This window comes from Microbacterium sp. F2, assembly GCF_052274505.1.
In the GTDB taxonomy this organism is placed as follows: domain Bacteria; phylum Actinomycetota; class Actinomycetes; order Actinomycetales; family Microbacteriaceae; genus Microbacterium.
This window is the reverse complement of sequence record NZ_JBNVBV010000005.1, coordinates 164725-189847: the sequence shown is the minus strand read 5'-3', so window position 1 is coordinate 189847 and position 25123 is coordinate 164725. Positions and strand designations below refer to the sequence as shown.

The window sequence follows — 25123 nt, the reverse complement described above, 5'->3', positions numbered from 1 at the left end:
CTTCGTGAGAAGTCGCGGGGACTTACTTGAGGGTGACCGTGGCGCCTGCCTCTTCGAGAGCAGCCTTCGCCTTGTCTGCGGTCTCCTTGTTGGCGCCCTCGAGGACAGCCTTGGGAGCACCGTCGACGACGGCCTTGGCCTCGCCGAGGCCGAGCGAGGTGAGCTCGCGGACGACCTTGATGACCTGGATCTTCTTGTCGCCAGCGGCCTCGAGGATGACGTCGAAGGAGTCCTTCTCTTCAACCTCTTCGGCGGGGGCACCACCGGCGGGGGCGCCGGCAGCGGCAACCGCGACGGGCGCGGCGGCGGTGACGTCGAAGGTCTCCTCGAACGCCTTGACGAACTCGGAGAGCTCGATGAGGGTGAGCTCCTTGAACGCGTCGAGCAGCTCTTCAGTGCTGAGCTTTGCCATGATGATTCTCCTTGATGGGTGTGGTTATCGCCGGGGCCGACTCAGGCCGCGGACTCCTGCTTCTCACGCAGTGCGTCGACCGTGCGAACGGCCTTGGACGGCAGTGCGTTGAAGACGAATGCTGCCTTGGTCATCGAGGCCTTCATCGCGCCGGCGAGCTTCGCCAGCAGGACTTCACGGCTCTCGAGGTCGGCGAGCTTGCCTACCTCTTCCGCGCTCAGGGGGGAACCGTCGAAGTATCCGCCCTTGATCACGAGAAGAGGGTGTGCCTTGGCGAAGGCGCGCAGTCCCTTCGCGACGGTGACCGGGTCACCGTGCACGAACGCGATGGCCGAGGGACCCACGAGGTCCTCGTCCAGCGCCGTGATCCCCGCGTTGTTCGCGGCGATCTTGGACAGCGTGTTCTTCACCACGGCGTACTCGGCGTCCTGACGAATCGCGCTGCGGAGCTCCTTGAGCTCGGCAACCGTCAGACCGCGGTACTCGGTGAGCAGAACGGCGGTCGAGTCCTCGAAATGCTTCGTGAGCTCGGCAACCGTCGCTTCCTTCTGCGCCATGGCCACTCCTTGTGTCTTGTCCCCGTCTCGCGGTGGCGGGACGGGAGCCTCTGACCCCCGGAAAATGAGAAAAGCTCCGGCGCAAGCGCACGGAGCTTCGGCCCGGATGGGCGTTGTTCGTGACACCTGCGCAGGCCCCTGGGCGTTGATCCTGACGGACAATTTCCAGTGCTTCGATCGACGTTCGCTTGCGCGCACGCCGATGACCGGCGGTCTTCGGCTCCGACAAGTGTACGCGGCACCCGGGCGCCCCGACAAATCGGTGTCGAGGCTCTTGTGCTTCCTCGCGTGTACGGGCCGCCGAGGTCGCCACCCGCACGTAGGGTCGAGGGGTGACTCCCGAACTCCAAGCGCGCATCGTCGCCGATTCGCGCGATCGGGTCGCGTGGGTGCGGGCACGCTCGCGCGGGATCACAGCGACGGATGTCGCGACGCTCACCTCGGAGCGGGCCATCGCCCGCGCAGCGGACGCCAAGCTCATGGGCTCCGGCTTTTCCGGCAACGCCTATACGAACCACGGGCGGCTGCGCGAACCCGAGATCGCTCGCTGGGTAGCTGCAACGCACGGCATCCAGCCCTCGTCGGCACTCTTTCACGCCGAGGTCGAAAAGCGCCACCTCGCCACCCCCGACGGCGTGGTGGTCGACGCGCAGGGGCGCGTCATCCTCGCCGAGATCAAGACGACGAACAAGGAGTGGCGCAGCATCCCCCGCTCCTACCTCCGCCAGGTCTGGTGGCAGCAGCATGTCCTCGGCGCCGAGCGCACGCTCGTCGCCTGGGAACAGCATGACGGTTTCGTCCCCGTCGGCGACGAGCCACGGTGTGCGTGGGTTGACCGCGATGAGACGGAGATCGCGCGGCTGGTCGGCCTGGCGACGGCTCTCATTGATGAGCTCTACGTACGCACACAGCGCACCCGAACGCTGACTGTCGCCCCGGTCACGACGCGCGAGCCATATCGCGCCCTCGCACTATCCGACTGATCAGCCACGCCCTGCCGCTCGCCTCGCCTCATCCGGCACCGTCGGGCTCCGCTATGACGCACGTCGACCAACTAATTGACTCCTGTCAACCAAATAGCGTATAGTTGACATTTGTCAATGACTGCGCGATGACGAGCGCAGCCACATCCTCGTCGTCCAGAAGGCAACCCATGGCATCCGCTTCTTCTCCAGCTCCCGCCCTCACCGACTCCGGGATGACTCGCCGCCAGGTCCTGGAGGCCCTCTCGGGCCTGCTCCTGGGCATGTTCGTCTCGATGCTCGCCTCGACGGTCGTCTCCACCTCGCTGCCGGTGATCATCCACGATCTCGGCGGCGATCAGGCCGCGTTCACGTGGGTCGTGACAGCGACACTCCTGACGACGGCGATCTCGACGCCCGTGTGGGGCAAGCTCGCCGATCTGATAAATCGCAAGCTCCTCTTCCAGCTCGCGATCGGCATCTTCGTCGTCGCCACCGCCGCGGCAGGCTTCGCCCCGAATACCGAGTGGCTCATCGCCATGCGTGCCGTGCAGGGCGTCGGCGCCGGAGGCCTTGCGGCGCTCAGCCAGGTGATCATGGCTGACATCATCAGCCCGCGCGAGCGCGGTCGCTACATGGGTCTGTTCGGGGCCGTCATGGCGCTTGCGACCATCGGCGGTCCCCTCGTCGGCGGCGTCATCACCGACGGGATCGGCTGGCGCTGGAACTTCTACGTCGCCCTCCCGTTTGCCGTTGCAGCGCTGATCATCGTGCAGCGGACCCTCCACCTGAAGCCTCTGACCGCACGCAAGGTCTCGATCGACTACCTCGGCATCGTCCTGCTCTCGGCTGCCGTCTCGCTGCTTCTGATCTGGGTGACCCTCGCCGGGGACTCCTTTGACTGGTGGTGCCTGACGACCCTGCTGATGGTGGGCGGCGCGATCCTCGCAGCCATTGCGTTCATCGTGGTCGAGCTGCGCTCACGCGAACCCCTCGTCCCGCTCTCGATGTTCCGGAGCCGCACGTTCACGCTCGCCGTGCTCGCCTCGATCGCCACCGGCATCGCCATGTTCGGGGCCTCGGTGTTCCTGAGCCAGTACATGCAGCTGGCCCGGGGCGCCACACCGACCGAGGCCGGGCTGATGACGATCCCGATGATCGCCGGCCTTCTGGTGGCATCCGTCGGCGTCGGCCAGCTGATCACCCGCTTCGGGCACTGGAAGCCCTACCTCATCGCCGGCAGCATCTCGCTGATCGCCGGCTCCGCCCTGCTGACGACGATCCACTACGACACGAACTTCGCTCTCGTGTCGCTGTACATGTTCCTCCTCGGCGCCGGCATCGGGATGACGATGCAGAACCTCGTGCTCGTCGTCCAGAACACGACCGAGCCCACGAAGATCGGCGTTGCAAGCTCCGGCATCACCTTCTTCCGAAGCCTCGGTGGCAGCGTCGGCGTTGCCGTCATGGGCGCAGCCCTTGCCAGCAGCGTCACCGACCTGCTGGGGGGACGAAAGGATGACATCACCGCCGCGCTCGGGGCCCTCGGCGACCAGGCCTCGAGCTGGGCCTCGCAGCTGCAGTCGGGATCCCTCCCGCAGGTCTCTGCGATGCCCGAAGGTCTGCGGGTCATCTTCGAAGACGTCTATGCTCAAGGCATCTCACAGTCCTTCTTCATCCTCGTTCCGTTCGCGATCGTGAGCCTCATCGCCATCGCGTTCCTACCGAACGTCCCCTTGACTCGGATGACGAACCGCGAGCGGCTGGAAGCGAGCGAAGCCGACCTCGCCACCGTGTCAGTCGCCGAGGGCATGGACACTCTCACCGCCACTGCCGACTTCTCGACGGATGCCGACGGTTCCCGCCGCGGCGAGACTGCTCGCGCGGCATCCAGCCCGGGGTCGCCACGATGAGCGAACCCGCAGCTCCCGAGGACCTCGACCCCGCAGCCCGCGAGCATCGCGCGGCAGTCGACCGGCTTGAGGGGGCGATCTCCGAGCTCATCTCGCGCATCCGAAAGTTCTATGCGCAGATCGCCGATGAGGTGAGCCCGGGAATGCTCCCCGGGACATTCAAACTCCTGGCCACGATCGGCCGCATCGGACCCACGACATCGTCGACTCTCGCCCACCGCCTGACGGCCGACAAGGGAATGATCAGCCGGCAGATCAGCGAGCTCGAGAGCCTCGGGTTCATCGAGCGGACCGCTGATCCCGACGACCGCCGTTCGCGGCTGATCTCCCTCACCGCGGAGGGACGGAAGCGACTGGATGCCGCACGAGCACCGTACGAGCGGATGCTCTCTCATACTCTCGCGGAGTGGCCCACCGAGTCGATCGATGATCTCACTGATCTGCTCACCGCTTTCGCCTCCGGCGACATCCCGAAGCGCTGACTGGCGCGTCTTATCGGCGCGGTGACACCGACGTAACACGAGCGAGACAATCGCGCGGTTGACTGAGATCACCTCGCGGAGGGCGGGGTTCCACTGGTCGTCCAGTGTCACGTCGACGCCGATGTGCACGACCCTGAGACGACGTGTTCGCGGAAGGAGCGACCGATGCGATTCCGGCCGCTACGCCAATCCCACGAAGCTCAGGCATTCTCGACCGAACCCGCGGAGGTCCCGGAGGTGATGCGGGCGGTCACCGTCGCCCAGTGGGGCGCTCCCCGCGTCCTGACCGAGGCTACCGTCCCCGTACCACGCCCGGTGCTCAGCGAGGTGCTCGTACGCGTTGTCGCTGCAGGTGTGAACCCGATCGATGCCAAGACCCGCGCCGGTAAAGGGCTCGCTCCTGCCGTCTCAGACCTCCCCGGGATCCTCGGGTTCGATTTCAGCGGCGTCGTCGTCGAGTCCCCGTTCGAGACGCATCCGTTCCCTGTCGGTACCGAGGTCTTCGGCATGGCAGGGTTTCCCCGCACGCCCGGAAGCTACGCGGAGTATGTCGTCGCGCCCACGCTGTCGATCGCGCGGAAGCCTGCTTCCCTCTCTCACGTCGAGGCAGCAGGAGTTCCGGTGGCGGCCCTCACAGCGTGGGGCCTGGTGGTCGAGACCGCTCACGCTCACGAGGGTCAGCGCATCCTCATCCACGCGGGAAGCGGGGGCGTGGGGCATTTCGCCGTGCAGTTCGCTGCCTACTTCGGCGCTCATGTGACAGCCACGGCATCCGGCGCCAACGCCCCCTGGCTCCGCGACCTCGGCGCCTCCGTCGTCATCGATCACACCTCGACGCGCTTCGAAGAGGTCGTCCACGATATGGATGTCGTCATCGACCTCGTCGGCAACGTGACCGACTCGATCGGCACACGTTCCCTCTCGGTCCTGCGTCCCGGTGGGATCTACATTCTCGTGCCCACCGGATCATGGCCGGAGTATCGCGAAGCGGCGGCAGCTGTTGGCGTCCGCGCGACCAGCTACAAAGTGATTCCGGAAGGGGCAACACTCGCCACCATCGCTCGCTTGCTGGATTCGCGCTCGGTGCAGGTGTACATCGATCACGTCCTCGACCTCGCCGACGCGGCGAAGGCACACGCCGACATCGAGGGCGGACATACTCGCGGCAAGATCGTGCTGCGCGTCAGCGACGATTGAGGCTGGGCGCAGGCCGAAGCACCCGTCGCCCCTCTTCGACGATCTCGGCGGCCACGGCATCCAGGAGTGGCGAACGCAGATTCCACTGCTGCCAGTACAGGGGAACGTCAATCGGCGGACCCCCCAACCGCACGAGCGCGCGGCTCTCGAGCCCAGCATCGGACTGAAAGCCCGGGAGCAGCCCCCACCCGAATCCGAGCCCGACTGCCTGGGCAAAGTCATGGGATGCCGGGACGTAGTGCCTCGGGGCCTCCGAACCCGATATCCCCTGCTCCCGCAACCACCTGTCTTGCAGGTCGTCGCGACGATCGAAGAGGACGAGCGGAGCTGCGGCCAGCGCACGGGTGTCGTCCCGTGAGGTGCTGAGGTAGCGGGCCACGAAATCGGGGGTAGCAACGGCCTCGTAGCGCATGACCCCCAGCGCGGTCACGCGGCATCCTGCTACCGGCTCTGCACGGGACGTCACGGCGCCCATCACGGTGCCGCCCTCCAGGAGTGCGGCGGTGAAGTCCTGATCGTCGCGGTGAAGATCGAACACGATCGGATGCCGCGCGCTCAGGCGTGCCAGCGGCGTGAGGAACCAAGTGGCGAGCGAGTCAGCATTGACCGCCAGCGGCACCGACACAGGCCCCTCCTCGGCCCCATCATCAGCGCGGAGCCCACCCATGCCGGCGAGAGCATCGTGTTCGAGCACGCGCGCCTGACGAGCGAGCCGGATGACAGCATCTCCGGCATCCGTCGGGCGAACGGGCTTCGAGCGCACGAGCAGCACTCGCCCGAGCTGATCTTCTATCGCCCGCAGACGCTGGCTGACCGCGCTCGGCGTCATCCGCATCCGTCGCGCCGCAGCCTCGAGCGTTCCCTCCTCGGCGATGATCGCCACCGTCTCGGCCAGGTCGAAGTCGATCTTCATATGAAGTGATGCTAATGCTTCGTGAGAATCTTTAGCTGGAGCTGATTCGGCATCACCGTTAGCGTCGAGGGGTGCTGACTCCCCTCCTCGCCGGTCTCGGGCTCGGCCTGTCGCTGATCGTCGCGATCGGCGCGCAGAACCTGTTCGTGCTACGTCAAGGCATTCGGCGCGAGCACGTCCTCGCTGTCGTGGTCGTCTGCGCCGCATCCGACGCTGCCCTCATCGTGCTGGGTGTCTCGGGGGTCGGGCTCGCACTGGCGGCCCTGCCGTGGTTGGTCACAGCCGTCCGATGGGCAGGCGCCGCGTTCCTCGTCGGGTATGGTCTGCTCGCCGCCAAACGGGCCTGGCGCCCCTCGACCGAAACCCTCGTCGTCGTGGACCCGGTCGGCACCGCCTCACCCGTCGCCCCCGGCGACCGACGTGCTCTCGTCATGACCGCGAGAACGCGCTTATCGACGACCGTGCTCACGGTCCTCGCGCTCACCTGGCTGAACCCGCACGTCTATCTCGACACGGTGTTTCTGCTCGGCAGCGTCGCCACCACCCACGGGGATGATCGCTGGGTCTTCGCGCTCGGTGCCGTGGCCGCGAGTGTCCTCTGGTTCAGCGCACTCGGGTTCGGAGCCCGGTATCTCGGGCGGTGGCTCGCGACGCCGCGAGCCTGGCGCATCCTCGATGCGATCATCGCCGTCGTCATGATCGCCCTCGGCGTCAGTCTCGTCCTGGGTGGATGAATGACAACGGCCCCCGCCGCAGCGGAGGCCGTTGTCGTATCAGAGCGTTGCTCAGGCGATGCTGTTGACATCCAGCGGGATGCCGGGGCCGAACGTGGTCGACACCGCACCCTTCTGGATGTAGCGGCCCTTCGAGCTCGAGGGCTTGAGGCGAACGATCTCGTCGAGCGCAGCCTTCAGGTTCTCGTCGAGCTGCTCGGCCGAGAACGACGCCTTGCCGACAACGAAGTGCACGTTGGCGTGCTTGTCGACACGGAACTCGATCTTTCCGCCCTTGATCTCCTCGACCGCCTTGGCGGGGTTGGGGGTCACGGTGCCGGTCTTGGGGTTGGGCATGAGGCCTCGGGGACCGAGGACCTTACCCAGACGCCCGACCTGGCCCATCAGCTCCGGGGTCGACACTGCAGCGTCGAACGCGGTGTAGCCGCCGGCGACCTTCTCGATGAGCTCGGCGCCGCCGACCTCATCAGCGCCTGCAGCGATCGCCGCTTCGGCGGCAGGACCGGTTGCGAACACGATGACGCGCGCGGTCTTGCCGGTGCCGTGGGGCAGGATGACGGTGCCGCGCACCATCTGGTCTGCCTTACGCGGGTCGACCGAGAGCTTGAGGGCGACCTCGACGGTGGAGTCGAACTTCTTCGATCCCGTCTCCTTCGCCAGGTTCACTGCCTCGCTCGGCGAGTAGAACTTGCCGGCCTCGATCTTCGAAGCTGCTTCGTTGTAAGCCTTGGACTTGGTAGCCATTGTCGTTATCCCCCTCAGTCCTCGACCGTGATGCCCATGGAACGGGCGGTGCCGGCGATGATCAACGAGGCTGCCTCGATGTCGTTCGCGTTCAGGTCGGGCATCTTGGTCTCGGCGATCTGACGGACCTGCTCCTTGGTGAGCTTCGCGACCTTGACGGTGTGCGGGGTCTTGGAACCCTTCTGCACGCCCGCGGCCTTCTTGATCAGCTCGGCTGCCGGCGGGGTCTTGAGGATGAACGTGAAGCTGCGGTCCTCGTAGACGGTGATCTCGACGGGGATGACGTTGCCGCGCTGCGACTCGGTCGCGGCGTTGTACGCCTTGCAGAACTCCATGATGTTGACGCCATGCTGACCGAGCGCGGGCCCGATCGGCGGCGCCGGGTTGGCTGCACCGGCGTTGATCTGAAGCTTGATCAGGCCGGTCACCTTCTTCTTCGGTGCCATTCTTCTTTCCTTTCATCGAGCGGATGCCGGCGGCATCCTCTCTCCCGCAGCCCGGCGGTTCCGGGAGCGGTGGTCTGTGTGGTGACTCCGGCTAGAGCTTGGTCACTCTATAGTTTGGTCACCTGGTCGAACGACAGCTCGACCGGAGTCTCGCGTTCGAACAGCGAAACGAGCACCGTGAGCTTGCCGCTCTCGGGCTTGATCTCGCTGATCGTGCCGGGAAGACCCGCGAACGAGCCTTCCTTGATCGTGATGGTCTCGCCGACCTCGAAGTCGACTTCCGCCGGAATCGCGCGAGCGACCGGCTGACCCTTCTTGGCGGCGCCACCCTTGGCAGGAGCGGTCTCCTTGACCTCGACAAGAGACTTCAGCATCGTGAAGGCCTCTTCGAAACGCAGCGGCGTCGGGTTGTGCGCGTTGCCGACGAATCCGGTGACACCGGGAGTGTGGCGAACGACCGACCAGGTGTCTTCGTTGAGCTCCATGCGCACCAGCACGTAGCCGGGGATGCGCACGCGGGTGACCATCTTGCGCTGGCCGTTCTTGATCTCGACGACATCTTCCATCGGAACTTCGATCTGGTAGATGTCTTCTTCGACCTCGAGCGTCGACTTACGCTGCTCGATGTTGGCCTTCACCTTGCGCTCGAAGCCGGCGTAGGAGTGGATGACGTACCACTTGCCCGGCAGCGACCGCAGTTCGGCACGGAACGCCTCGTACGGGTCTTCCTCGGTCTCGTCCTCGTCGGCGTCGTCGTCACCGAGCTCGGGGCCGTCGTACGGTGTGACCTCTTCGGCAGCGTGCGCCGCGCGCTCGGCTTCTTCCTCGGCGAGGTCGTCGGCCAGGACCTCGGCAGCGGCTTCCACCTCCGCCGCCTCGTCGATCTCGAGTGCATCGTTCACGATCGCATCAGCCTCCGGGTCGCTCACCTCGACGTCGTCGTCCGAGTAGTCCACGTCGTCGTCCTCATCCTCGATGTGGATGGCGACATGCTCGGCCGCATCGCTCTGGTGCTCTTCGCGCGCGAGCTCGTTGCCCTCCTGGGCCTCGTCCTCCTCAGAGGACTGCTCGGCCGAGGGCGCCCAGTCGGCGTCGTCGAGAAATCGTTCAGACACGTGTTTCGTTCACTTCCGTTTGATCGGGCGCGACGCAGCATCCTGCCCGCACCGTGAGGACGAGCAGATCAGGCGGGAACGCCGAAGACCTGTGTCGTCACCCAGAGGAACACGAAGTCCATTCCGTACACGAGCGCCATCATGATGACGACGAACCCGAGCACGACTGCCGTGTACTTCAGGAGCTCCTGGCGCGTCGGGGTGACGACCTTACGAAGCTCCGCAAAGACCTGACGGATGAACAGGGCGATCCGCGCGAAGACATTCAGCTTCTTCTCGCGAGGAGCGCTGCCGCTGGCAACGATCTCGCCCTTGGCGTCATCCTGGACCATGTATCCCACCTGGTTGCTTCTGTTGTGCCAGCTTGCGCTGACGCGCAGGGCGGACAGGAATCGAACCTGCAACCTGCGGTTTTGGAGACCGCTGCTCTGCCAATTGAGCTACCGCCCTAAAGACCCGAAGGCCTTAGGTACCTGCAGTCTTCTGCCGCGACGTGAAAGAAGGGGGTCGCCCGATCGCGGGCACGGCGAAAGAATGCAGATTTCTACTGCAGGTCCAGTGTACGGCATGCCCTCCCGACGGGCGAACTGCCCCCGAGTCTTACGGGGCGCCCAGGCACGGCGTGAAGACGGCGATCACCAGAATCGGTGAGTCGTAGCTGACGGTTGCGACGATGCCGCTCTCGTCGACCCACGCGCCATCCTTTCCCGCGACCCCGTCGGCGTCGATCGGCGTCCACTCCTCGGGATCGATCTCCTCCGTGACGGCATCGACGAGCGCATCCTCGGCCGCATAATCCGCCCCCACCGAAACGGAGCCGACCGCGGTGAAAACCCTTTGCACGCCGCGATCGTGCTCGCCGCAGGGTTGTTCCTCGGGGCTCGCGACCTCGAGGGTTCGAAGGATTCCCTCTTCGGTCGCCCCCGCCACACCCACCAGGGCGTCGAAGGCGGATTCGGCATCCGACTCGAGCTCAGCGATATCCGGCCCAGCGCACGCCGCGAGCAGCACGGATGCCGACAGCAGACCGACCGCGAACATCGCTGCTCGCCGTGCCCGCTGACCCCCCGTCATGGGCGAACCACCGCGCTGACTTCAAACTCCTCGGGCGTCGGAGCGCTCGTGCGCACCCCGAGCCCGACGAGCTGATCGACGAACCAGCCGTCGTGCCAGTCGCCGATATCGCACGGCGACGATGAACCCTCGAAGGCGGATCGGTCGACGCCGTGCTCATACACCGCGCGGCAGCTCGCATCGGTCTCGAGCGCCCACTCATAGTCGTCGTGAGTGATTCCGGCACGCTCGGCCGCCAGCAGGTACGGAAAGTAGTTCTGGTACTGGTACCAGTGCATAGCCTCGTGCACGAAGATCGGCCAGGCCAGGTGCTCGACTCCCGGCTCCCACGCGACGAAGAGCCAGTCGGGGTAGCCGGTTTGATAGCAGCCGCCGACAACAAGCACTCCCGGGCCGTCCTCCTGCCCGGCGTAACCGCAATTCTCCGGACCGGAATCGAAGATCACCGTGACGTCAGCGGCTCCGATCGCGTCCAGGAACGCACGGCCCTGCGGGTCGTCGCCCGGAAAGGCCTGCCCACCCGGGTTGGGGGCAGCGGGTTGCGGCGCCGCATCCTGTTCCAGCCACTGCGCGATCCACGCTGCGTCGGCCTCCCATGCTGCTGCAGCCTCGACGTACCGCCCGCGGGCGCCGCGGATGTCGGCGGCGAAGGCCCTGCTCTCGGCGAACACGTCAGCGATGGCATCCGCCTGAGATGCGGTGACCGTGGTGGGCCTGCGGTCGGCTGTCAGCCATTCCAGGCCGATGACCGCTGAGATTCCGAGCGCGACGGTGAAGGCTCCGGCGAGCACCGGAATCCACAAGCGCGCGGGGTTCACCTCACCATGATCGGGCATGAAGCAGCCCGGATGACGTGCGCCGGGCTCAATAGTCGGCGATGCCGTAGCGGTCGGGCTCCGGCCCGCGCCGGAAGCTGCGACCCGACATCGTCTCGGCGCTCACGCGGACGTAGTGATATTTCAACGTCGGCAGCCAGGGTCGAAGCGCAAGCTCATCAGCAGCTTCGACCTCTTCCTCGGTCGCAAGGCGCTGCGCCCGACCGCGCACGATGACGCTCCACGCCGCCGCATCGGTGTAGTGATCGACTTCGAAGAGCACTTCATCGTTGACGGTGAGCTCGACGAGCTTGCTGCCCGCGGCGGTGCGGAACACGATGGTGTCCCGGTCGACGACGTAGTTGACGGGGAAGATGTCCAAGACATCTCCGACCCGGGTGACCAGGCGCCCCAGCTCTTCGCCTGCCAGAAGCTGCCAGCACTCGGCATCGCTGAGAGTGGCGACGACATCGTCCATCATCTCTTCCATGCCCTCATTGTGGGCGCGCGTTGCGGGCGCCGCTAGGGACCCTTGGCCCTGGCGGCGCCCGCAACGAAGGGCTCAGGCGACGCGGATGAGTTTCTTGTTGACGAACTCGTCTGCCGCGAGCAAGCCCATCTCGCGCGAGGTGCCAGAGCGCTTCACGCCGCCGAAGGGAAGCTCGGGACTGTCGGCGAGCACGATGTTGACATAGACCATGCCAGCCTCGATGGCGTCGGCCACCCGCTCGGCCTGCGCCGGATCGGTCGTGAACACGTACGAGCCCAGTCCATAGCTTGTCGCGTTCGCCACGGCGACAGCCTCGGCTTCGTCGGCGACGCGGTAGACCACTCCCGCCGGGCCGAACAGCTCCTCGCGATAGATGTCGTTGTCGGCCGTGACACCGGTGAGGACGGTCGCGGGGTAGAACGCCCCGTCCCGCGGACCGCCGAGCTCGACCGTGGCGCCCTGCGCGACGGCGCGGTTCACCTGCTCTTCGAGTCGCTCGGCCGCCGCCAACGACGAGAGCGGACCGATGACCGTGTCGTCGGCGAACGGGTCTCCCAGCGGCGCGGCAGCCATCGCTGCCACGAACTTCTCGAGGAACGCATCGTAAAGCTCGTCGATGATGATGAAGCGTTTGGGGGCGTTGCACGACTGGCCGTTGTTGTCGAGGCGAGCCTCGACCGCCATGTCCACCGTGGCATCGAGATCGTCGGTCGAGAGCACGATGAACGGGTCGGAGCCACCGAGTTCGAGTGCGACCTTCTTGAGGTTCCGACCGGCGACCTCGGCGACGGCGGCACCCGCGCGCTCCGAGCCGGTGACCGAGACGCCCTGAACACGAGGATCAGCGATCGCTGTCGCTGCCTGCTCGTTGGTCAGCCGCACATCGACGTAGGCACCCTCCGGGAACCCGGCATCCCGATAGATCGCCGCAATCGCCGCTGCCGACTCGGGGCATTGCGGGGCGTGCTTGAGCAGGATGGTGTTGCCGATGACCAGGTTCGGGGCGGCGAAACGTGCGACCTGGTAGTACGGGAAGTTCCACGGCATGATCCCCAGCAGCACACCCAGCGGCGAACGGCGGATGACAGCAGTTCCCTCTCCGAGGATGTCGATCGGGGTGTCGCCGGTGATCTTCTCGTAGTTGTCGGCGTAGTACTCGGTGATGTCGGCGGCGAAGTCGACTTCTCCGAGGGCCGCGGACAGCGGCTTTCCCATCTCGCGCACGATGATCTCGGCGAGCTCGTCTCGCCGTTCGCGGTGAAGCTGTGCTGCGCGACGCACCAGCGCAGCGCGCTCGACGGGCTGCGCTGTGCGGCCCCAGGTGCGATACGCGTCCTCTGCGGACGTGATCGCCGCGTCGAGCTCGGCATCCGTCGTGGTGGGGTAGGTGGAAAGCGTCTCCCCGGTAGCGGGATTGACGACGGCGTAGGTACTCATGGGTCCTCCTCGGTCGACAGCGAACGGTGGTCGGTTGGTCACGACGATGACAGGACGTGCGCCAACACGTCCAGAGCATCATCGAGCAGGTCATCACCAATGACCAGGGGTGGCAGGAAACGGATCACATTCCCGTAGGTCCCGCAGGTGAGCATGAGCACGCCCTCATCGAGGGCCGCACGCACCACGCGCGAGGTCAGTGCGGCATCCGGGTCGCCCGTGGCAGGGTCCACGAACTCGACCGCGATCATGGCCCCCTTCCCCCGGATATCACCCAGACGCGGGTCGGATGCCTGAATCTCTCGCAACCGGTGTTCGAGAACGTCACCGATGTGCCGGGCACGGGCCGACAGGTCCTCGGCCTCGTAGACCTCGATGGCCGCGAGGGCGGCGGCGCAGGCGACGGGGTTGCCGCCGTAGGTTCCGCCGAGGCCACCCGTATGCGAGGCATCCATGATCTCGGCGCGTCCAGTGACGGTCGCAAGCGGCAGTCCACCGGCGATGCCCTTGGCCGTCGTGATGAGGTCGGGGACGATGCCGAACAGGTCGCTCGCGAACATCGCGCCGGTGCGGGCGAATCCGGTCTGGATCTCGTCGGCGATCAGGACGACCCCGTTGGCGTTCGCCCACTCCTGCAGAGCAGGAAGGAAGCCGTCGGCGGGAACGATGAACCCGCCCTCACCCTGGATCGGCTCGATGATGATCGCCGCGACATCCGTCACCCCGACGTGCTTCTCGATGACACCGATCGCCCGCTTGGCCGCCGCGGCACCGTCAAGCCCATCTCGGTACGGGTACGACATCGGTGCACGGTAGATCTCCGGAGCGAACGGGCCGAATCCTGCCTTGTAGGGCATGTGCTTGGCGGTAAGGGCCATGGTGAGGTTGGTGCGGCCGTGGTAGCCGTGGTCGAAGGCGACGACAGCCTGCCGTCCCGTGTGCTTGCGGGCGATCTTGACCGCGTTCTCGACAGCCTCAGCACCCGAGTTGAACAGTGCGGTCTTCTTCTCGTGATCGCCCGGAGTGATGCGGTTGAGCGCCTCGGCCACCGCCACGTAGGGCTCGTAGGGCGCCACCATGAAACACGTGTGAGTGAACTGCGCAACCTGCTGCTGCACGGCCGCGACCACGGCGGGGTGCGCGTTGCCGATGGAGGTGACGGCGATGCCGGAGCCGAGATCCACGATCGAGTTCCCGTCGGCGTCCAGCAGGATGCCGCCGCCCGCCGCCACGATCGACAGCGGAGCCGTGTGCCCCACGCCCGCCGACACGGCAGCGGCCTTGCGCGCCATGAGCTCCTGCGAGCGCGGTCCCGGGATGGGGGTAACGAGGCGTCGCTCCTGCGGGAGCGAGGGACCGCCGAGCGGGACCGTGGGACTATCGAGTTGGCTCATGTCGTGAGGATAGCTGCACGATCGATCGCGCGCGACCCGTGCAACTCGAACGTCGGAATCCGTCGTCCATCATCACTTACGCGACGGCTCCCGTCGTGGGAGAATCATCGCGTGATCAATGGCGGCGTGTCGTGGTGGTGGCGAGACATCGGCGGCACTCCCGCCCCGCGCGCACCGCTTCCCGGTGACCTCGCGCTCGACGTCTGCATCGTCGGCGCCGGGTACACCGGACTATGGACGGCGTACTACCTCAAGCGGGCGCAACCCGACCTGCGCGTAGGCGTGATCGAGCAGAGCTTCGCCGGCTTTGGAGCGTCGGGGCGCAACGGTGGCTGGCTGACGAACTCGGTCACGGGAGGGCGGGAGCAATACGTCGCCCGCCACGGACGGGATGCCGCGATCGCGCAGCAGCGGGCGCTCAACGACACCGTGCGCGAGGTGATCGAGGTCGCACGCAGCGAGGGCATTGACGCCGACATCGTCAGGGGCGGCGAACTCGAGATCGCCCGCACCCCGGCGCAACTCGCCCGGCTTCGGAAGACGGCTGCCGAAGACCTGGCATGGCCACACACTGACGTGCAAGAACTGGATGCCGCGGCCACGCGATCCCGTATCGACGTCGTCGGCGCGGTGGGAGGGATCTGGCATCCGCACTGCGCACGCATTCACCCGGCGAAGCTCGCAGCGGGCCTTGCCGAGACGGTGGAGACGGCGGGCGTGAGGATCTTCGAGCAGACGACGGCTCGATCGATCGAACCCGGACGCGTGGAAACGGATCGCGGCACGGTGCGGGCGGATGCCGTCATCCGTGCCACCGAAGGCTTCACCGCGAACCTCCGCGACGAGCACCGAACGTGGCTGCCGATGAACTCATCGATGATCGTCACCGAGCCGCTACCTGCCGGGGTGTGGGACGCGATCGGCTGGTCGCGGCGAGAAACTCTCGGCGATTTTGCCCACGTCTACATGTACGCGCAGCGAACTGCTGACGATCGCATCGCCTTCGGGGGTCGAGGCGTCCCATACCGGTACGGGTCTCGCGTCGACACGAACGGACGGACGCAGGAGCGCACGATCCGCTCCCTCACGGGCCTCCTGCACGACTTCTTCCCAGCCACCCGCGGTGTGCCCCTCGCTCATGCGTGGGCCGGTGTGCTCGGGGTGCCGCGCGACTGGTCGGCTACTGTCGGCTTCGACCTGCAGACGGGCATCGGCTGGGCAGGCGGCTACGTCGGAACGGGAGTGACCGCAACCAATCTCGCCGGACGCACCCTCGCCGATCTGGTGTTGCGTCGCGACACAGATCTCACCCGCCTGCCCTGGGTGGATCATCGCGCGAAGCGGTGGGAGATCGAACCACTGCGGTGGACCGCCGTGAACGCGATCTACGCCGCCTACCGCGGCGCTGACCGGCTCGAGTCGCTGGGAGCGGGGCGCACCTCGGGGCTCGCGAAGCTCGCCGATCTCATCGCCGGACGATGACGGCGGTAGGCGAGCTCGAGCCTGCGCCGAGGCGGCACAATGAGTCCATGCCGGACGAGTCGATCCAGGGGCGCGTCGAGATCGATCCGGAGCTGCGCGCGGCCTTGGCCGTCATCGGAGGAGTGTTCCCGCCGACGATCACACCCGACCTCATCGGGTTCATGCGCGCCTCGTACGCGTCACCCCCTCGAGAGGAGCTGCTCGGCGATCGCCGGGTACAGGTTGAGGATCTGACCTTCCCGGGCTTCGACGGCTACGTGCTCGCCGCATCGGTCATCCGCCCGGTTGCGGGGCTGCGCGGCCCCGCGGTGCTGCTGTTCCACTCCGGGGGCATGATGTTCGGCGACCGGTTCAGCGGCATCGACACCGCGCTCGGCTGGGTCGAGCGGCTCGGCGTGACGGTGGTCACGGTGGAGTACCGACTCGCTCCCGAGCACCCGCATCCCGTTCCGTTCGAGGACTGCTACGCGGCGCTCGAATGGGTCGCGCATTCCAGTAGAGAGCTGGGGCTGGACTCTCGCCGACTGGTCGTGGCAGGTGCCAGCGCCGGCGGCGGGCTCGCGGCCGCGGCCGCACTCGCTGCCCGGGATCGTGGCGGACCGCCGCTGCGCGGTCAGCTACTGGACTACCCGATGCTGGACGATCGCGGCCGGACCGCGTCCACCCGAGCGTTCGACGGTGTCGGGGTGTGGGATCGCGTCAGCAACGAAACCGGCTGGGCGGCACTTCTCGGCGAGTCCGTGCGGGGACCCGACGTCTCGCCCTACGCCGCACCGGCACGAGCGACCGACCTGCGGGAGCTGCCTCCAGCCTTCATCGATGTCGGCACCGCCGAGATCTTCCGAGACGAGGCCGTCGGCTACGCGCGCGGCCTGTGGGCTGCGGGCGTGGATGTCGAACTACACGTGTGGCCGGGAGCTTTCCACGCGTGCGACATCTTCGCACCGCACACGCGCATCGCGCGGAGAATGATTGTCACCCGAGAGGACTGGCTACGGCGAACCCTGGCAGACTGAGCACGCGCGGATGCACAATGACGTCTCGAGCGATGGAGGTCGACGATGCAGGAACTCCTCGGCCGACTGCGACAGCTGGACCCCACCGCCAGCGCGAGCCTGCGCGTGATCGCCTGCTTCGACGAGCTCATGGCCGGTGGCGTGGGCACCGACGGACTCCTCAGCGCAGCCGCCGCACTCTCCGGGTCGGTCGTAGGCGTACGACGGGCAGAGAATGCCCCCGCGATCCGGATCGGCACGCAAGGCGAGCGCCTCGAGGCAGCCGCACCGACCGGGATCGTCCGCGAGTCCAACGGGATGACCGTGTGGATCGAGGCGCCAAGTACGGATGCCGGGCCGAATGAGGCCATCATCATCGAGCGGCTCGTCCTGGCGCTCCACGTTCGGTACGACCATGTCGATGCGCCCCTCAAGCGCGACATCTCGGTGATCGTCGACCACGACATGGCCGCCGAGGATCGTGTCGCGGCCGCGCGCAGGCGCGGCCTCAAGGACGGTGTCGCCTACCGCGTCGTGGTTGCCCCACTGTTCGCGCTCTGGCGCACCCACCCGCGGGGACCCGAAGACGTCGTCGCGTCCGCCGTCGGACCCGTGCACGTCGCGATCGTCGCCGCGGATGCAGCCCCGGTCGCGAGCCCCCTCGGCGTCGGGATCGCGAGCGACCTGAACGATCTCGATCTCTCCTTCCGCACCGCTCTGGTCTGCCTGCGCCTCGCAGAGCCGGGCACCGTCTCTCGCGCCGACGACCTGGGCGGACTCGCCGAGATCCTCGCCGATACCCCTGCGAATGCACGCCCGGATCGCGACGAGGCCGCTGTCGCCCGCCTCGTCGCGGCTCACGCCTGGGCGCGTGCGACGCTCGATGCTCTGATGCAGGCGGGATCCGTGCGCGAAGCGGCACGGCTTGCCGGCATCCATCACTCCACGATGACGACCCGCGTGGCTGTCATCGCCGACGAGCTGGGTCTCGCGCCCCTGGACGGGCTCGGACGGGCGCGCCTGGCCGTTGCGGTCATGCGGCACCGGATGCGGGCCTCTCGCGCTCTGGAACTTCCCCCTCCCCGCGCGAAGACGTCGGGACGTCCGCTCTCGGCGTGACCCGACGAACGTCGGGTCACGGGTCGGGATCCGCGTCGCACTGACGGTATCAGGGCTCCATCGAGCCGTGGATGCTGAGACCATCCCGTCCCCCGACCACGAAGAGGTGGCCACAATGATCGACAATCCCTACTACTCCCCCGACGTGCACCAAGACTTCGAACTGGTCTCGATCGGTCGGCTCGAGCTCGAGGACGGCGGCGTGATCGATGACTGTCGTCTTGCCGTGCGCACGTGGGGCACACTCAACGAGGAGAAGGACAACGCCATCCTCATCCCGACCTGGTACTCCGGTACGCACCAGATCTGGGCCGATGCCTACGTCGGGCCCGGCCATGCGCTCGACCCGGAGAAGTACTTCATCCTCGCGGTGAATCAGATCGGCAACGGTCTGAGCACGTCGCCTCACAACGTGAAAGACCCCGACATCGCGATGTCCAGGTTTCCCGATGTGCGGATCGGCGATGACGTCGTCGCCCAGGAGCGCCTGTTGCGAGAGCACTTCGGCATTGAGAAGCTGGCGCTCGTCGTCGGCGGATCGATGGGAGCCCAGCAGACCTACGAGTGGGCGGTCCGTTTTCCCGCAAAGGTGCTGCGCGCAGCGCCGATCGCAGGGACGGCCCGAAACACACCCCACGATTTCCTGTTCACCGAGACGCTGATCGAGCAGATCCACAGCGATCCCGGATTCGCCGGCGGCGAGTACACCACGCACGCGCAGGTCGAGGACGGTCTCAAACGACACGCGCACCTGTGGGCAACCATGGGGTTCTCGACGGAGTTCTGGAGTCAGGAGAAGTGGTCGGCGCTCGGCTTCACGTCGCGTGAGCAGTTCCTGACGGACTTCCTCGAGCCGTACTTCACGGCGATGGACCCGAATGCTCTTCTCACTATGGCGTGGAAATGGCAGCGCGGCGACGTCTCACGCCACACCGACGGCGACCTCGCGGCGGCACTCGGGCGCATCACGGCGAAGACCTACGTCATGCCCATCGACGAGGACATGTTCTTTCCCGTTCGCGACTGTGCTGCTGAGCAGCAACTCATCCCAGGCAGCGAGCTGCGGGTGGTCGAGGACGTCCATGGGCACCTGGGCCTGTTCGCGGTCGACCCGGGGTTCATCCCCCAGATCGACCGACACCTGGCTGAGCTGCTCGATGAGCCGGTCGAGATGGCGGTGGACGCTGGCGCGGCAGCACCGCCGCGCTGAGCGTGCCCGTGGCGCCGGATCACCCCGGGGAATGGGCTTCGAGGAACTCGTAGACATCCGTCGTGTCCACCCCGGGGAAGGCCCCGGTGGGCAAAGTAGCGAGCAGCGTGCGCGGTGTCCGCACGTTCGGCCACGAGTGACCGCGCCAGGATGACTCGAGTTCTGCCGGCGCACGGCGACAGCACACCTCCACCGAATGCCGCGAGACCCCGCGGTTGGTCGTCTCGCGCCCGATGAACCACTTGGTGTCGTCGAATCGCACTCCCACACTGATCGAATGGAGGCCCTCGGAGGAGGGCTCGACGCGGGCCGTGCACCAGTAGGTGCCGTTCCCGGTATCGGTGTACTGGAAGTACGGGTTGAAGCGGTCGGGGATGTCGAACACGACGCGGCTCGTCCACTTGCGGCAGCACATCTGCCCCTCGATGGAACCGAACCGGTCGGTCGGGAAGTTCACGTCATCGTTCTCGTAGGCCTTGGTGATCGTGCCCGACTCATGGACCTTCAGAAAGTGAACGGGTAGGTCAAGGTGGACCGTCGCGAGATTGGTGAAGCGGTGAGCGGCAGTCTCGTACGAGACCGAATACGCGTCCCGCAGGTCTTCGATAGAGAGGGCGCGGTGAGACTTGGCCTCCTGCAGGAAAGGCACGACGTCGGCCTCCGGCATCAGGAGCGCCCCCGTCAGATAGTTGATCTCCACGCGCTGGCGAAGGAAGTCACCGTAGCTCGCGGGCTCGTCGTGCCCCAGGATGCGGCTCGCCAGCGACTGCAGCACGGCGGTTCGGGCATCCCGCTTGCTCGCGATCGTGCTCGAGAGGTAGAGCCGCCCGTGCTTGAGATCCAGAACGCTGCGGGTAGTGAGGGGCACATCGGAGACGTAGTGAATCGTGAACCCGAGGTGGGCGGCAATGTCGGATGCCGTGCGCTGCGTGAGCGGGCCTCCGGTGTGCCCGACGGCGGCCAACAGGTCGCGCGCGTGAGCCTCGAGGTCGGCGAAGTAGTTCTGCTGACTGGTCATGAGCCGGCGCAGGGACAGGTTCGCGCGGCGCGCCACTTCCGGTGTGGCCGCCCGTTCGTCTCGCAGCCGCTCGATCTCGCCCTGCAACGCAAGCATCGCCGCGAGCACCTCATCGGGGATTGAGCGACCGATGCGAAACGGGGAGATTCCGAGCGCCTGGAAGGTTGGCCCCCGCATCGCCCGCTCGAGGGAAACCTCCATCGTGGCGCGCTCATCCAGCGGCTCCGATTCCAGCAGCGCGTCCAGATTCGTCCCGAGAGCACGCGCGATGGTGCGCAGCAGTGTGAGCTTGGGTTCCCGCTTTCCGTTCTCGATCATCGACAGCTGGCTCGGGGCACGGTCGACCGCCGCCGCCAGGTCGTCGAGGGTCATCCCCCGCTCGGTGCGCAACTGGCGGATGCGCCTGCCGATGGTGAGTGTGTCGATGACATCGTCGTCATCCGTTGTGATCGTCGGGAGGGACTCTTCCGGCGCTGTGAGGCTCGTCATGCCGCCGATTCTGTCACAGAAGCGGAATTTCTGGCGATCTTCACAACGGATCTGGCCATGCTGGCAGCAAAACTTCACGGAGAGTAGGTGCACGACGACCAACCAGGCGTCGATCCACCGGATGACGAAGCCGGCGGATGAGAGATCAGACAGGACGGATGCGCCATGACTGCAACCACGACCCCGATGCCCGCCCGGACGGCTCCCGTGCCGACCTCGAGCGCCGCGGCGGTGCTCGAGGTCGTCGGGCCGATCCGCGACCGCTACGACGAGATCCTGACGCCCGACGCGCTCGCATTCCTGACCGAGCTGCACTCCCGCTTCTCGGCTCGCCGGCACGACCGGCTCGCCGACCGGATGCGACGCCGGTTCGAGATCGGCAACGGCCACGACCCGCAGTTCCGCGACGACACCGCGCACATCCGTCACGACGACGAGTGGCGGGTTGCCGGCGCCGGCCCCGGCCTCGAAGACCGTCGCGTGGAGATCACCGGCCCTACCGACCCGAAGATGACGATCAATGCCCTCAACTCCGGAGCGAAGGTGTGGCTCGCCGACCAGGAGGACGCCACCAGCCCCACCTGGAAGAACGTGATCGAGGGACAGCTGAGCCTGTACGACGCGATCCGCGGCCAGCTGACGTTCACGAGCCCCGAGGGCAAGAGCTACGAGGTCACCGCCGAGCAGACCCCCACGATCGTGATGCGCCCGCGCGGCTGGCATCTGGTCGAGAAGCACCTGCGGTACACCGACCGAACCGGACGCGCGATGGATGCCTCGGGTTCGCTCGTGGACTTCGGTCTGTACTTCTTCCACAACGCGAAGCAGCTGATCGAGAACGGCGTCGGACCGTACTTCTACATCGCCAAGCTCGAGTCGGCGGAAGAAGCCAAGCTCTGGGACGACGTTTTCACGTTCAGTGAGCGCTACCTCGGCATCGAGCACGGCACGATCCGGGCAACGGTGCTGATCGAGACTCTGCCCGCCGCCTTCGAGATGGAAGAGATCCTCTTCGAGATGCGGGACCACATCGCTGGCCTGAACGCCGGCCGCTGGGACTACATCTTCTCGATCATCAAGAACTACCGCGGCCGTGGCGCACGGTTCGTGCTTCCGGACCGCAGCGAGGTGACCATGACGGTGCCCTTCATGCGCGCCTACACCGAGCTGCTCGTGAAGACCTGCCACAAGCGGGGAGCGTTCGCGATCGGAGGCATGAGCGCGTTCATCCCCAACCGCCGCGACCCGGAGGTCACCGAGCGTGCCTTCGAGAAGGTGGCCGCCGATAAGAAGCGCGAGGCCGGCGACGGGTTCGACGGCACGTGGGTTGCCCACCCCGACCTCATCCCCGTCGCTCGGGCCGAGTTCGACGCCGTGCTCGGCGACCGACCGAACCAGCTCGACCGGCAGCGCCCCGAGGTGTCGGTACGCGCCGCTGACCTCATCGACGTGCACATCGGTCGCCCGATCACGGCATCCGGTGTCTACGGCAACGTGTCGGTGGCGATCCGGTACATCGAGGCGTGGTTGCGGGGCCTCGGCGCCGTCGCGATCGACAACCTCATGGAGGACGCCGCGACAGCGGAGATCAGCCGCTCGCAGATCTGGCAGTGGATCCACCAGGACCGCACCACCGACGACGGCACGCCCATCACGCGCGAGTACGTCGAGGGCCTCATCGCACAGGTGCTGGGTGAGGTGACTCGCTTCGAGGGCGACCGGTTCGACGACGCGGCAGCGATCTTCCGTGAGGTGGCCCTCGGGAGCGACTTCCCCGCCTTCCTCACCCTCCCCGCCTATTCGCGCTACCTGGTCGAGACCGACTGACTGCGCACGAGACCAACGACGAAGGACAAGACATGACCACCTACCAGGACGACATCGCCGCCATCCGGGAACTCAAGAACCAGCACGGTTCCAGCTGGGATGCCATCAACCCCGAGTCCGTGGCGCGGATGCGGGCACAGAACCGGTTCCGCACGGGACTGGAGATCGCCCAGTACACCGCCGACATCATGCGCCGCGACATGGCAGAGTACGACGCCGACTCGTCGATGTACACGCAGTCGCTCGGCGTCTGGCACGGCTTCATCGGCCAGCAGAAACTGATCTCGATCAAGAAGCACCTCAAGAGCACGAATAAGCGCTACCTCTACCTCTCGGGGTGGATGGTCGCGGCGCTGCGCTCCGAGTTCGGGCCGCTGCCTGACCAGTCCATGCATGAGAAGACCGCGGTCCCCGCGCTCATCGAGGAGCTCTACACGTTCCTGCGCCAGGCCGACGCTCGCGAGCTCGATCTGCTGTTCACGAAGCTGGATGCCGCACGCGCCGCCGGCGACGAGACGGCAGCGGAGTTCATCCAGAGCCAGATCGATAACTACGAGACCCACGTGGTCCCGATCATCGCTGACATCGACGCCGGCTTCGGAAACCCCGAGGCCACGTACCTGCTGGCCAAGAAGATGATCGAGGCTGGCGCTTGCGCCATCCAGATCGAGAACCAGGTCTCGGATGAGAAGCAGTGCGGTCACCAGGACGGCAAGGTGACGGTGCCCCACGAGGACTTCATCGCCAAGCTCACCGCGGTGCGCTATGCCTTCCTGGAGCTAGGCATCGACAACGGCATCATCGTGGCGCGCACCGACTCGCTCGGCGCGGGACTCACCCAGAAGCTCGCGGTCACACACGAGCCCGGCGACCTCGGCGACCAGTACAACGCATTCCTCGACGTCGAGGAGATCTCGGATGCCGAGCTCGGCAACGGGGATGTCGTCATCAAGCGGGACGGCAAGCTCCTGCGTCCCAAGCGCCTGGCGAGCAACCTCTACCAGTTCCGCCCCGGAACAGGCGAGGCCCGCTGCGTGCTGGACTGCATCACGTCGCTGCGAAACGGCGCCGACCTGCTGTGGATCGAAACCGAGAAGCCGCACGTCGAGCAGATCGCGGGGATGGTGGATGCCATCCGCGAGGAGATCCCGAACGCGAAGCTGGTCTACAACAACAGCCCCTCGTTCAACTGGACGCTGAACTTCCGTCAGCAGGCCTACGACACCCTCGCCGCGGAAGGGAAGGATGTCTCGGCGTACGATCGGGCGGAGCTCATGAGCGTCGAGTACGACGACACCGAGCTTGGCCGGCTGGCCGACGAGAAGATCCGTACGTTCCAGCGCGATGGGTCGGCCCGGGCCGGGATCTTCCATCACCTCATCACCCTGCCGACCTACCACACGGCGGCCCTGTCGACCGATGACCTCTCGAAGGGGTACTTCGGCGATGAGGGGATGCTCGCCTACGTGCGGGGCGTGCAGCGCCGCGAGATCCGCGAGGGCATCGCGACCGTCAAGCACCAGAACATGGCAGGAAGCGACATCGGCGACAACCACAAGGAGTACTTCGCCGGCGACGCTGCCCTCAAAGCGGGTGGGCAGCACAACACGATGAACCAGTTCAGCTGATCATCGAGAAGACACGGATGCCTCGGACGACGCCGTCCGAGGCATCCGTCGTTCGCGGGGCGCCGTCCCGTTCAGGAGACGCCGCGAGCGCAGTCCGCGCAGGTGCCCACGAGCGAGCTCTGCGCGGGCTCGAGCGCGAAGCCGTTCGCGTTCCGGGCCGATCGGGCGGCCGAGGCAAGCAGATCGGCTGGCAGCGCGACGACGACCCCGCACGAGCGGCAGACCCCGTGAAGGTGGGCGTGCCGGTCTTCCCCGGTGGCGAGGTGATAGCCGGTCGAACCCTGCCCAACCGGACGCGTGGTGACCACCCCGAGGCTGTCGAGCATCTCGAGCGTGCGGTAGACCGTAGCCCGATGGATGCCGAGGTCAGCGACAGCACCCGCGATCTGCTCCGCCGTGCGGTGCTCATGCTCGGCCGCGAGCACCCCGATGACGGCGCGACGTGCTGCCGTGATGCGCTCGCCACGCTCGGAGAGCTGCGCCAGCGCAGAGTCGGCAAGGCTCACGGGAGCCTCCGCGTGGAGGTGCTCGTGGTCGTGTGGCGCACCCATTCGGCAATCGTGGCACACGCCCCTCCGAATGGCGGCACGGCGGAGATTTCGACTCTTGTGTAATGCGACTGAGTCGCAATAGTGTGAGCGCAATCCCAGACCGCATGGTCACCCGAGGA

25 protein-coding genes and 1 tRNA gene are annotated in these 25123 nt (G+C 66.5%); 11 read left to right on the top strand and 15 right to left on the bottom strand.

From position 1 onward, the window contains the following. Window positions 1-22: 22 nt before the first annotated feature. Together rplL and rplJ are read right to left on the bottom strand one after the other, a co-directional pair. A complete protein-coding gene (gene rplL, locus ACQVDU_RS11080; RefSeq protein WP_292710082.1) occupies window positions 23-412 on the bottom strand; it encodes a 50S ribosomal protein L7/L12 in 390 nt (129 codons plus the stop codon). A gap of 41 nt (window positions 413-453) precedes the next feature. After that, window positions 454-969 (bottom strand): 50S ribosomal protein L10, encoded by a 516-nt coding sequence (rplJ, locus tag ACQVDU_RS11075; protein WP_292710080.1) that lies wholly within the window; start codon window positions 967-969, stop codon window positions 454-456. 332 nt (window positions 970-1301) lie between these two features. Here rplJ and ACQVDU_RS11070 point away from each other — a divergent pair, with 332 nt between their 5' ends. The 4 genes from ACQVDU_RS11070 (at window position 1302) to ACQVDU_RS11055 (ending at window position 5523) form a co-directional block, all read left to right on the top strand. Beyond that, entirely contained in the window at window positions 1302-1952 is a 651-nt protein-coding gene (locus tag ACQVDU_RS11070; protein WP_300593385.1) for a YqaJ viral recombinase family protein, read from the top strand. A 170-nt stretch (window positions 1953-2122) separates the two neighbouring features. Beyond that, on the top strand, window positions 2123-3844 hold the full coding sequence (locus ACQVDU_RS11065; protein WP_300593382.1) for an MDR family MFS transporter: 1722 nt from the start codon (window positions 2123-2125) through the stop codon (window positions 3842-3844). Next, entirely contained in the window at window positions 3841-4326 is a 486-nt protein-coding gene (locus ACQVDU_RS11060; RefSeq protein WP_292710075.1) for a MarR family winged helix-turn-helix transcriptional regulator, read from the top strand. Before ACQVDU_RS11065 ends, ACQVDU_RS11060 begins: the two co-directional genes overlap by 4 nt. A 165-nt stretch (window positions 4327-4491) precedes the next feature. Beyond that, the gene (locus ACQVDU_RS11055) at window positions 4492-5523 is read left to right on the top strand and encodes an NADP-dependent oxidoreductase (RefSeq protein WP_443477137.1); all 1032 of its coding nucleotides are present in this window, start codon (window positions 4492-4494) and stop codon (window positions 5521-5523) included. Here ACQVDU_RS11055 and ACQVDU_RS11050 read toward each other — a convergent pair. Continuing rightward, on the bottom strand, window positions 5510-6436 hold the full coding sequence (locus ACQVDU_RS11050; protein WP_300593379.1) for a LysR family transcriptional regulator ArgP: 927 nt from the start codon (window positions 6434-6436) through the stop codon (window positions 5510-5512). The genes ACQVDU_RS11055 and ACQVDU_RS11050 overlap by 14 nt on opposite strands. A 71-nt stretch (window positions 6437-6507) precedes the next feature. On the opposite strand from ACQVDU_RS11050, the gene ACQVDU_RS11045 reads away from it, so the two are divergent. After that, complete coding sequence (locus ACQVDU_RS11045) at window positions 6508-7170, top strand: LysE/ArgO family amino acid transporter (protein WP_443477136.1); 663 nt, start codon at window positions 6508-6510, stop codon at window positions 7168-7170. A gap of 51 nt (window positions 7171-7221) precedes the next feature. On the opposite strand, the gene rplA is transcribed toward ACQVDU_RS11045, so the two are convergent. From rplA to gabT, 10 genes are all read right to left on the bottom strand, one after another. Further along, complete coding sequence (rplA, locus tag ACQVDU_RS11040) at window positions 7222-7914, bottom strand: 50S ribosomal protein L1 (protein WP_292710068.1); 693 nt, start codon at window positions 7912-7914, stop codon at window positions 7222-7224. A gap of 14 nt (window positions 7915-7928) precedes the next feature. Further along, entirely contained in the window at window positions 7929-8360 is a 432-nt protein-coding gene (rplK, locus tag ACQVDU_RS11035; protein WP_018172800.1) for a 50S ribosomal protein L11, read from the bottom strand. A gap of 107 nt (window positions 8361-8467) precedes the next feature. Beyond that, window positions 8468-9475 (bottom strand): transcription termination/antitermination protein NusG, encoded by a 1008-nt coding sequence (gene nusG, locus ACQVDU_RS11030; protein WP_443477135.1) that lies wholly within the window; start codon window positions 9473-9475, stop codon window positions 8468-8470. A gap of 68 nt (window positions 9476-9543) precedes the next feature. Further along, window positions 9544-9807 carry a preprotein translocase subunit SecE gene (gene secE, locus ACQVDU_RS11025; RefSeq protein WP_341579906.1) on the bottom strand — a complete coding sequence of 88 codons (264 nt, stop codon included), beginning with the start codon at window positions 9805-9807 and terminating at the stop codon, window positions 9544-9546. A gap of 45 nt (window positions 9808-9852) precedes the next feature. Next, a tRNA-Trp gene (locus ACQVDU_RS11020) sits at window positions 9853-9925 on the bottom strand. Window positions 9926-10075: 150 nt separating this feature from the next. Continuing rightward, window positions 10076-10549, bottom strand: coding sequence for a hypothetical protein (locus ACQVDU_RS11015; RefSeq protein ID WP_443477134.1), 474 nt, complete (start codon window positions 10547-10549; stop codon window positions 10076-10078). Next, window positions 10546-11385: a hypothetical protein gene (locus ACQVDU_RS11010; RefSeq protein ID WP_443477133.1), complete on the bottom strand. Its 840-nt coding sequence runs from the start codon at window positions 11383-11385 to the stop codon at window positions 10546-10548. The genes ACQVDU_RS11015 and ACQVDU_RS11010 overlap by 4 nt, the downstream gene beginning before the upstream one ends. 28 nt (window positions 11386-11413) lie before the next feature. Beyond that, window positions 11414-11854 carry a pyridoxamine 5'-phosphate oxidase family protein gene (locus ACQVDU_RS11005; RefSeq protein WP_443477132.1) on the bottom strand — a complete coding sequence of 147 codons (441 nt, stop codon included), beginning with the start codon at window positions 11852-11854 and terminating at the stop codon, window positions 11414-11416. Window positions 11855-11926: 72 nt separating this feature from the next. Then, window positions 11927-13291, bottom strand: coding sequence for an aldehyde dehydrogenase family protein (locus ACQVDU_RS11000; protein WP_443477131.1), 1365 nt, complete (start codon window positions 13289-13291; stop codon window positions 11927-11929). A gap of 38 nt (window positions 13292-13329) precedes the next feature. Further along, window positions 13330-14685, bottom strand: coding sequence for a 4-aminobutyrate--2-oxoglutarate transaminase (gene gabT / locus ACQVDU_RS10995; protein WP_443477130.1), 1356 nt, complete (start codon window positions 14683-14685; stop codon window positions 13330-13332). A gap of 111 nt (window positions 14686-14796) precedes the next feature. Here gabT and ACQVDU_RS10990 point away from each other — a divergent pair, with 111 nt between their 5' ends. From ACQVDU_RS10990 to ACQVDU_RS10975, 4 genes are all read left to right on the top strand, one after another. Next, window positions 14797-16167, top strand: coding sequence for an NAD(P)/FAD-dependent oxidoreductase (locus ACQVDU_RS10990; protein WP_443477129.1), 1371 nt, complete (start codon window positions 14797-14799; stop codon window positions 16165-16167). A 47-nt stretch (window positions 16168-16214) separates the two neighbouring features. Next, on the top strand, window positions 16215-17183 hold the full coding sequence (locus ACQVDU_RS10985) for an alpha/beta hydrolase (protein WP_443477128.1): 969 nt from the start codon (window positions 16215-16217) through the stop codon (window positions 17181-17183). 45 nt (window positions 17184-17228) lie between these two features. Beyond that, complete coding sequence (locus ACQVDU_RS10980) at window positions 17229-18281, top strand: helix-turn-helix domain-containing protein (RefSeq protein ID WP_443477127.1); 1053 nt, start codon at window positions 17229-17231, stop codon at window positions 18279-18281. Between the two features lie 67 nt (window positions 18282-18348). Continuing rightward, on the top strand, window positions 18349-19491 hold the full coding sequence (locus tag ACQVDU_RS10975; RefSeq protein WP_443477126.1) for an alpha/beta fold hydrolase: 1143 nt from the start codon (window positions 18349-18351) through the stop codon (window positions 19489-19491). 19 nt (window positions 19492-19510) lie between these two features. Here the strand turns inward: ACQVDU_RS10975 and ACQVDU_RS10970 are convergent, their stop codons facing one another. After that, the gene (locus tag ACQVDU_RS10970; protein ID WP_443477125.1) at window positions 19511-20998 is read right to left on the bottom strand and encodes a helix-turn-helix domain-containing protein; all 1488 of its coding nucleotides are present in this window, start codon (window positions 20996-20998) and stop codon (window positions 19511-19513) included. A 165-nt stretch (window positions 20999-21163) separates the two neighbouring features. Here ACQVDU_RS10970 and aceB point away from each other — a divergent pair, with 165 nt between their 5' ends. Together aceB and ACQVDU_RS10960 are read left to right on the top strand one after the other, a co-directional pair. Next, on the top strand, window positions 21164-22825 hold the full coding sequence (gene aceB / locus ACQVDU_RS10965) for a malate synthase A (protein ID WP_443477124.1): 1662 nt from the start codon (window positions 21164-21166) through the stop codon (window positions 22823-22825). A 32-nt stretch (window positions 22826-22857) separates the two neighbouring features. Next, complete coding sequence (locus ACQVDU_RS10960) at window positions 22858-24453, top strand: isocitrate lyase (protein WP_443477123.1); 1596 nt, start codon at window positions 22858-22860, stop codon at window positions 24451-24453. 71 nt (window positions 24454-24524) lie between these two features. On the opposite strand, the gene ACQVDU_RS10955 is transcribed toward ACQVDU_RS10960, so the two are convergent. After that, window positions 24525-25004, bottom strand: a complete 480-nt coding sequence (locus ACQVDU_RS10955; RefSeq protein ID WP_443477122.1) for a Fur family transcriptional regulator — start codon at window positions 25002-25004, stop codon at window positions 24525-24527. Window positions 25005-25123 lie beyond the last annotated feature (119 nt).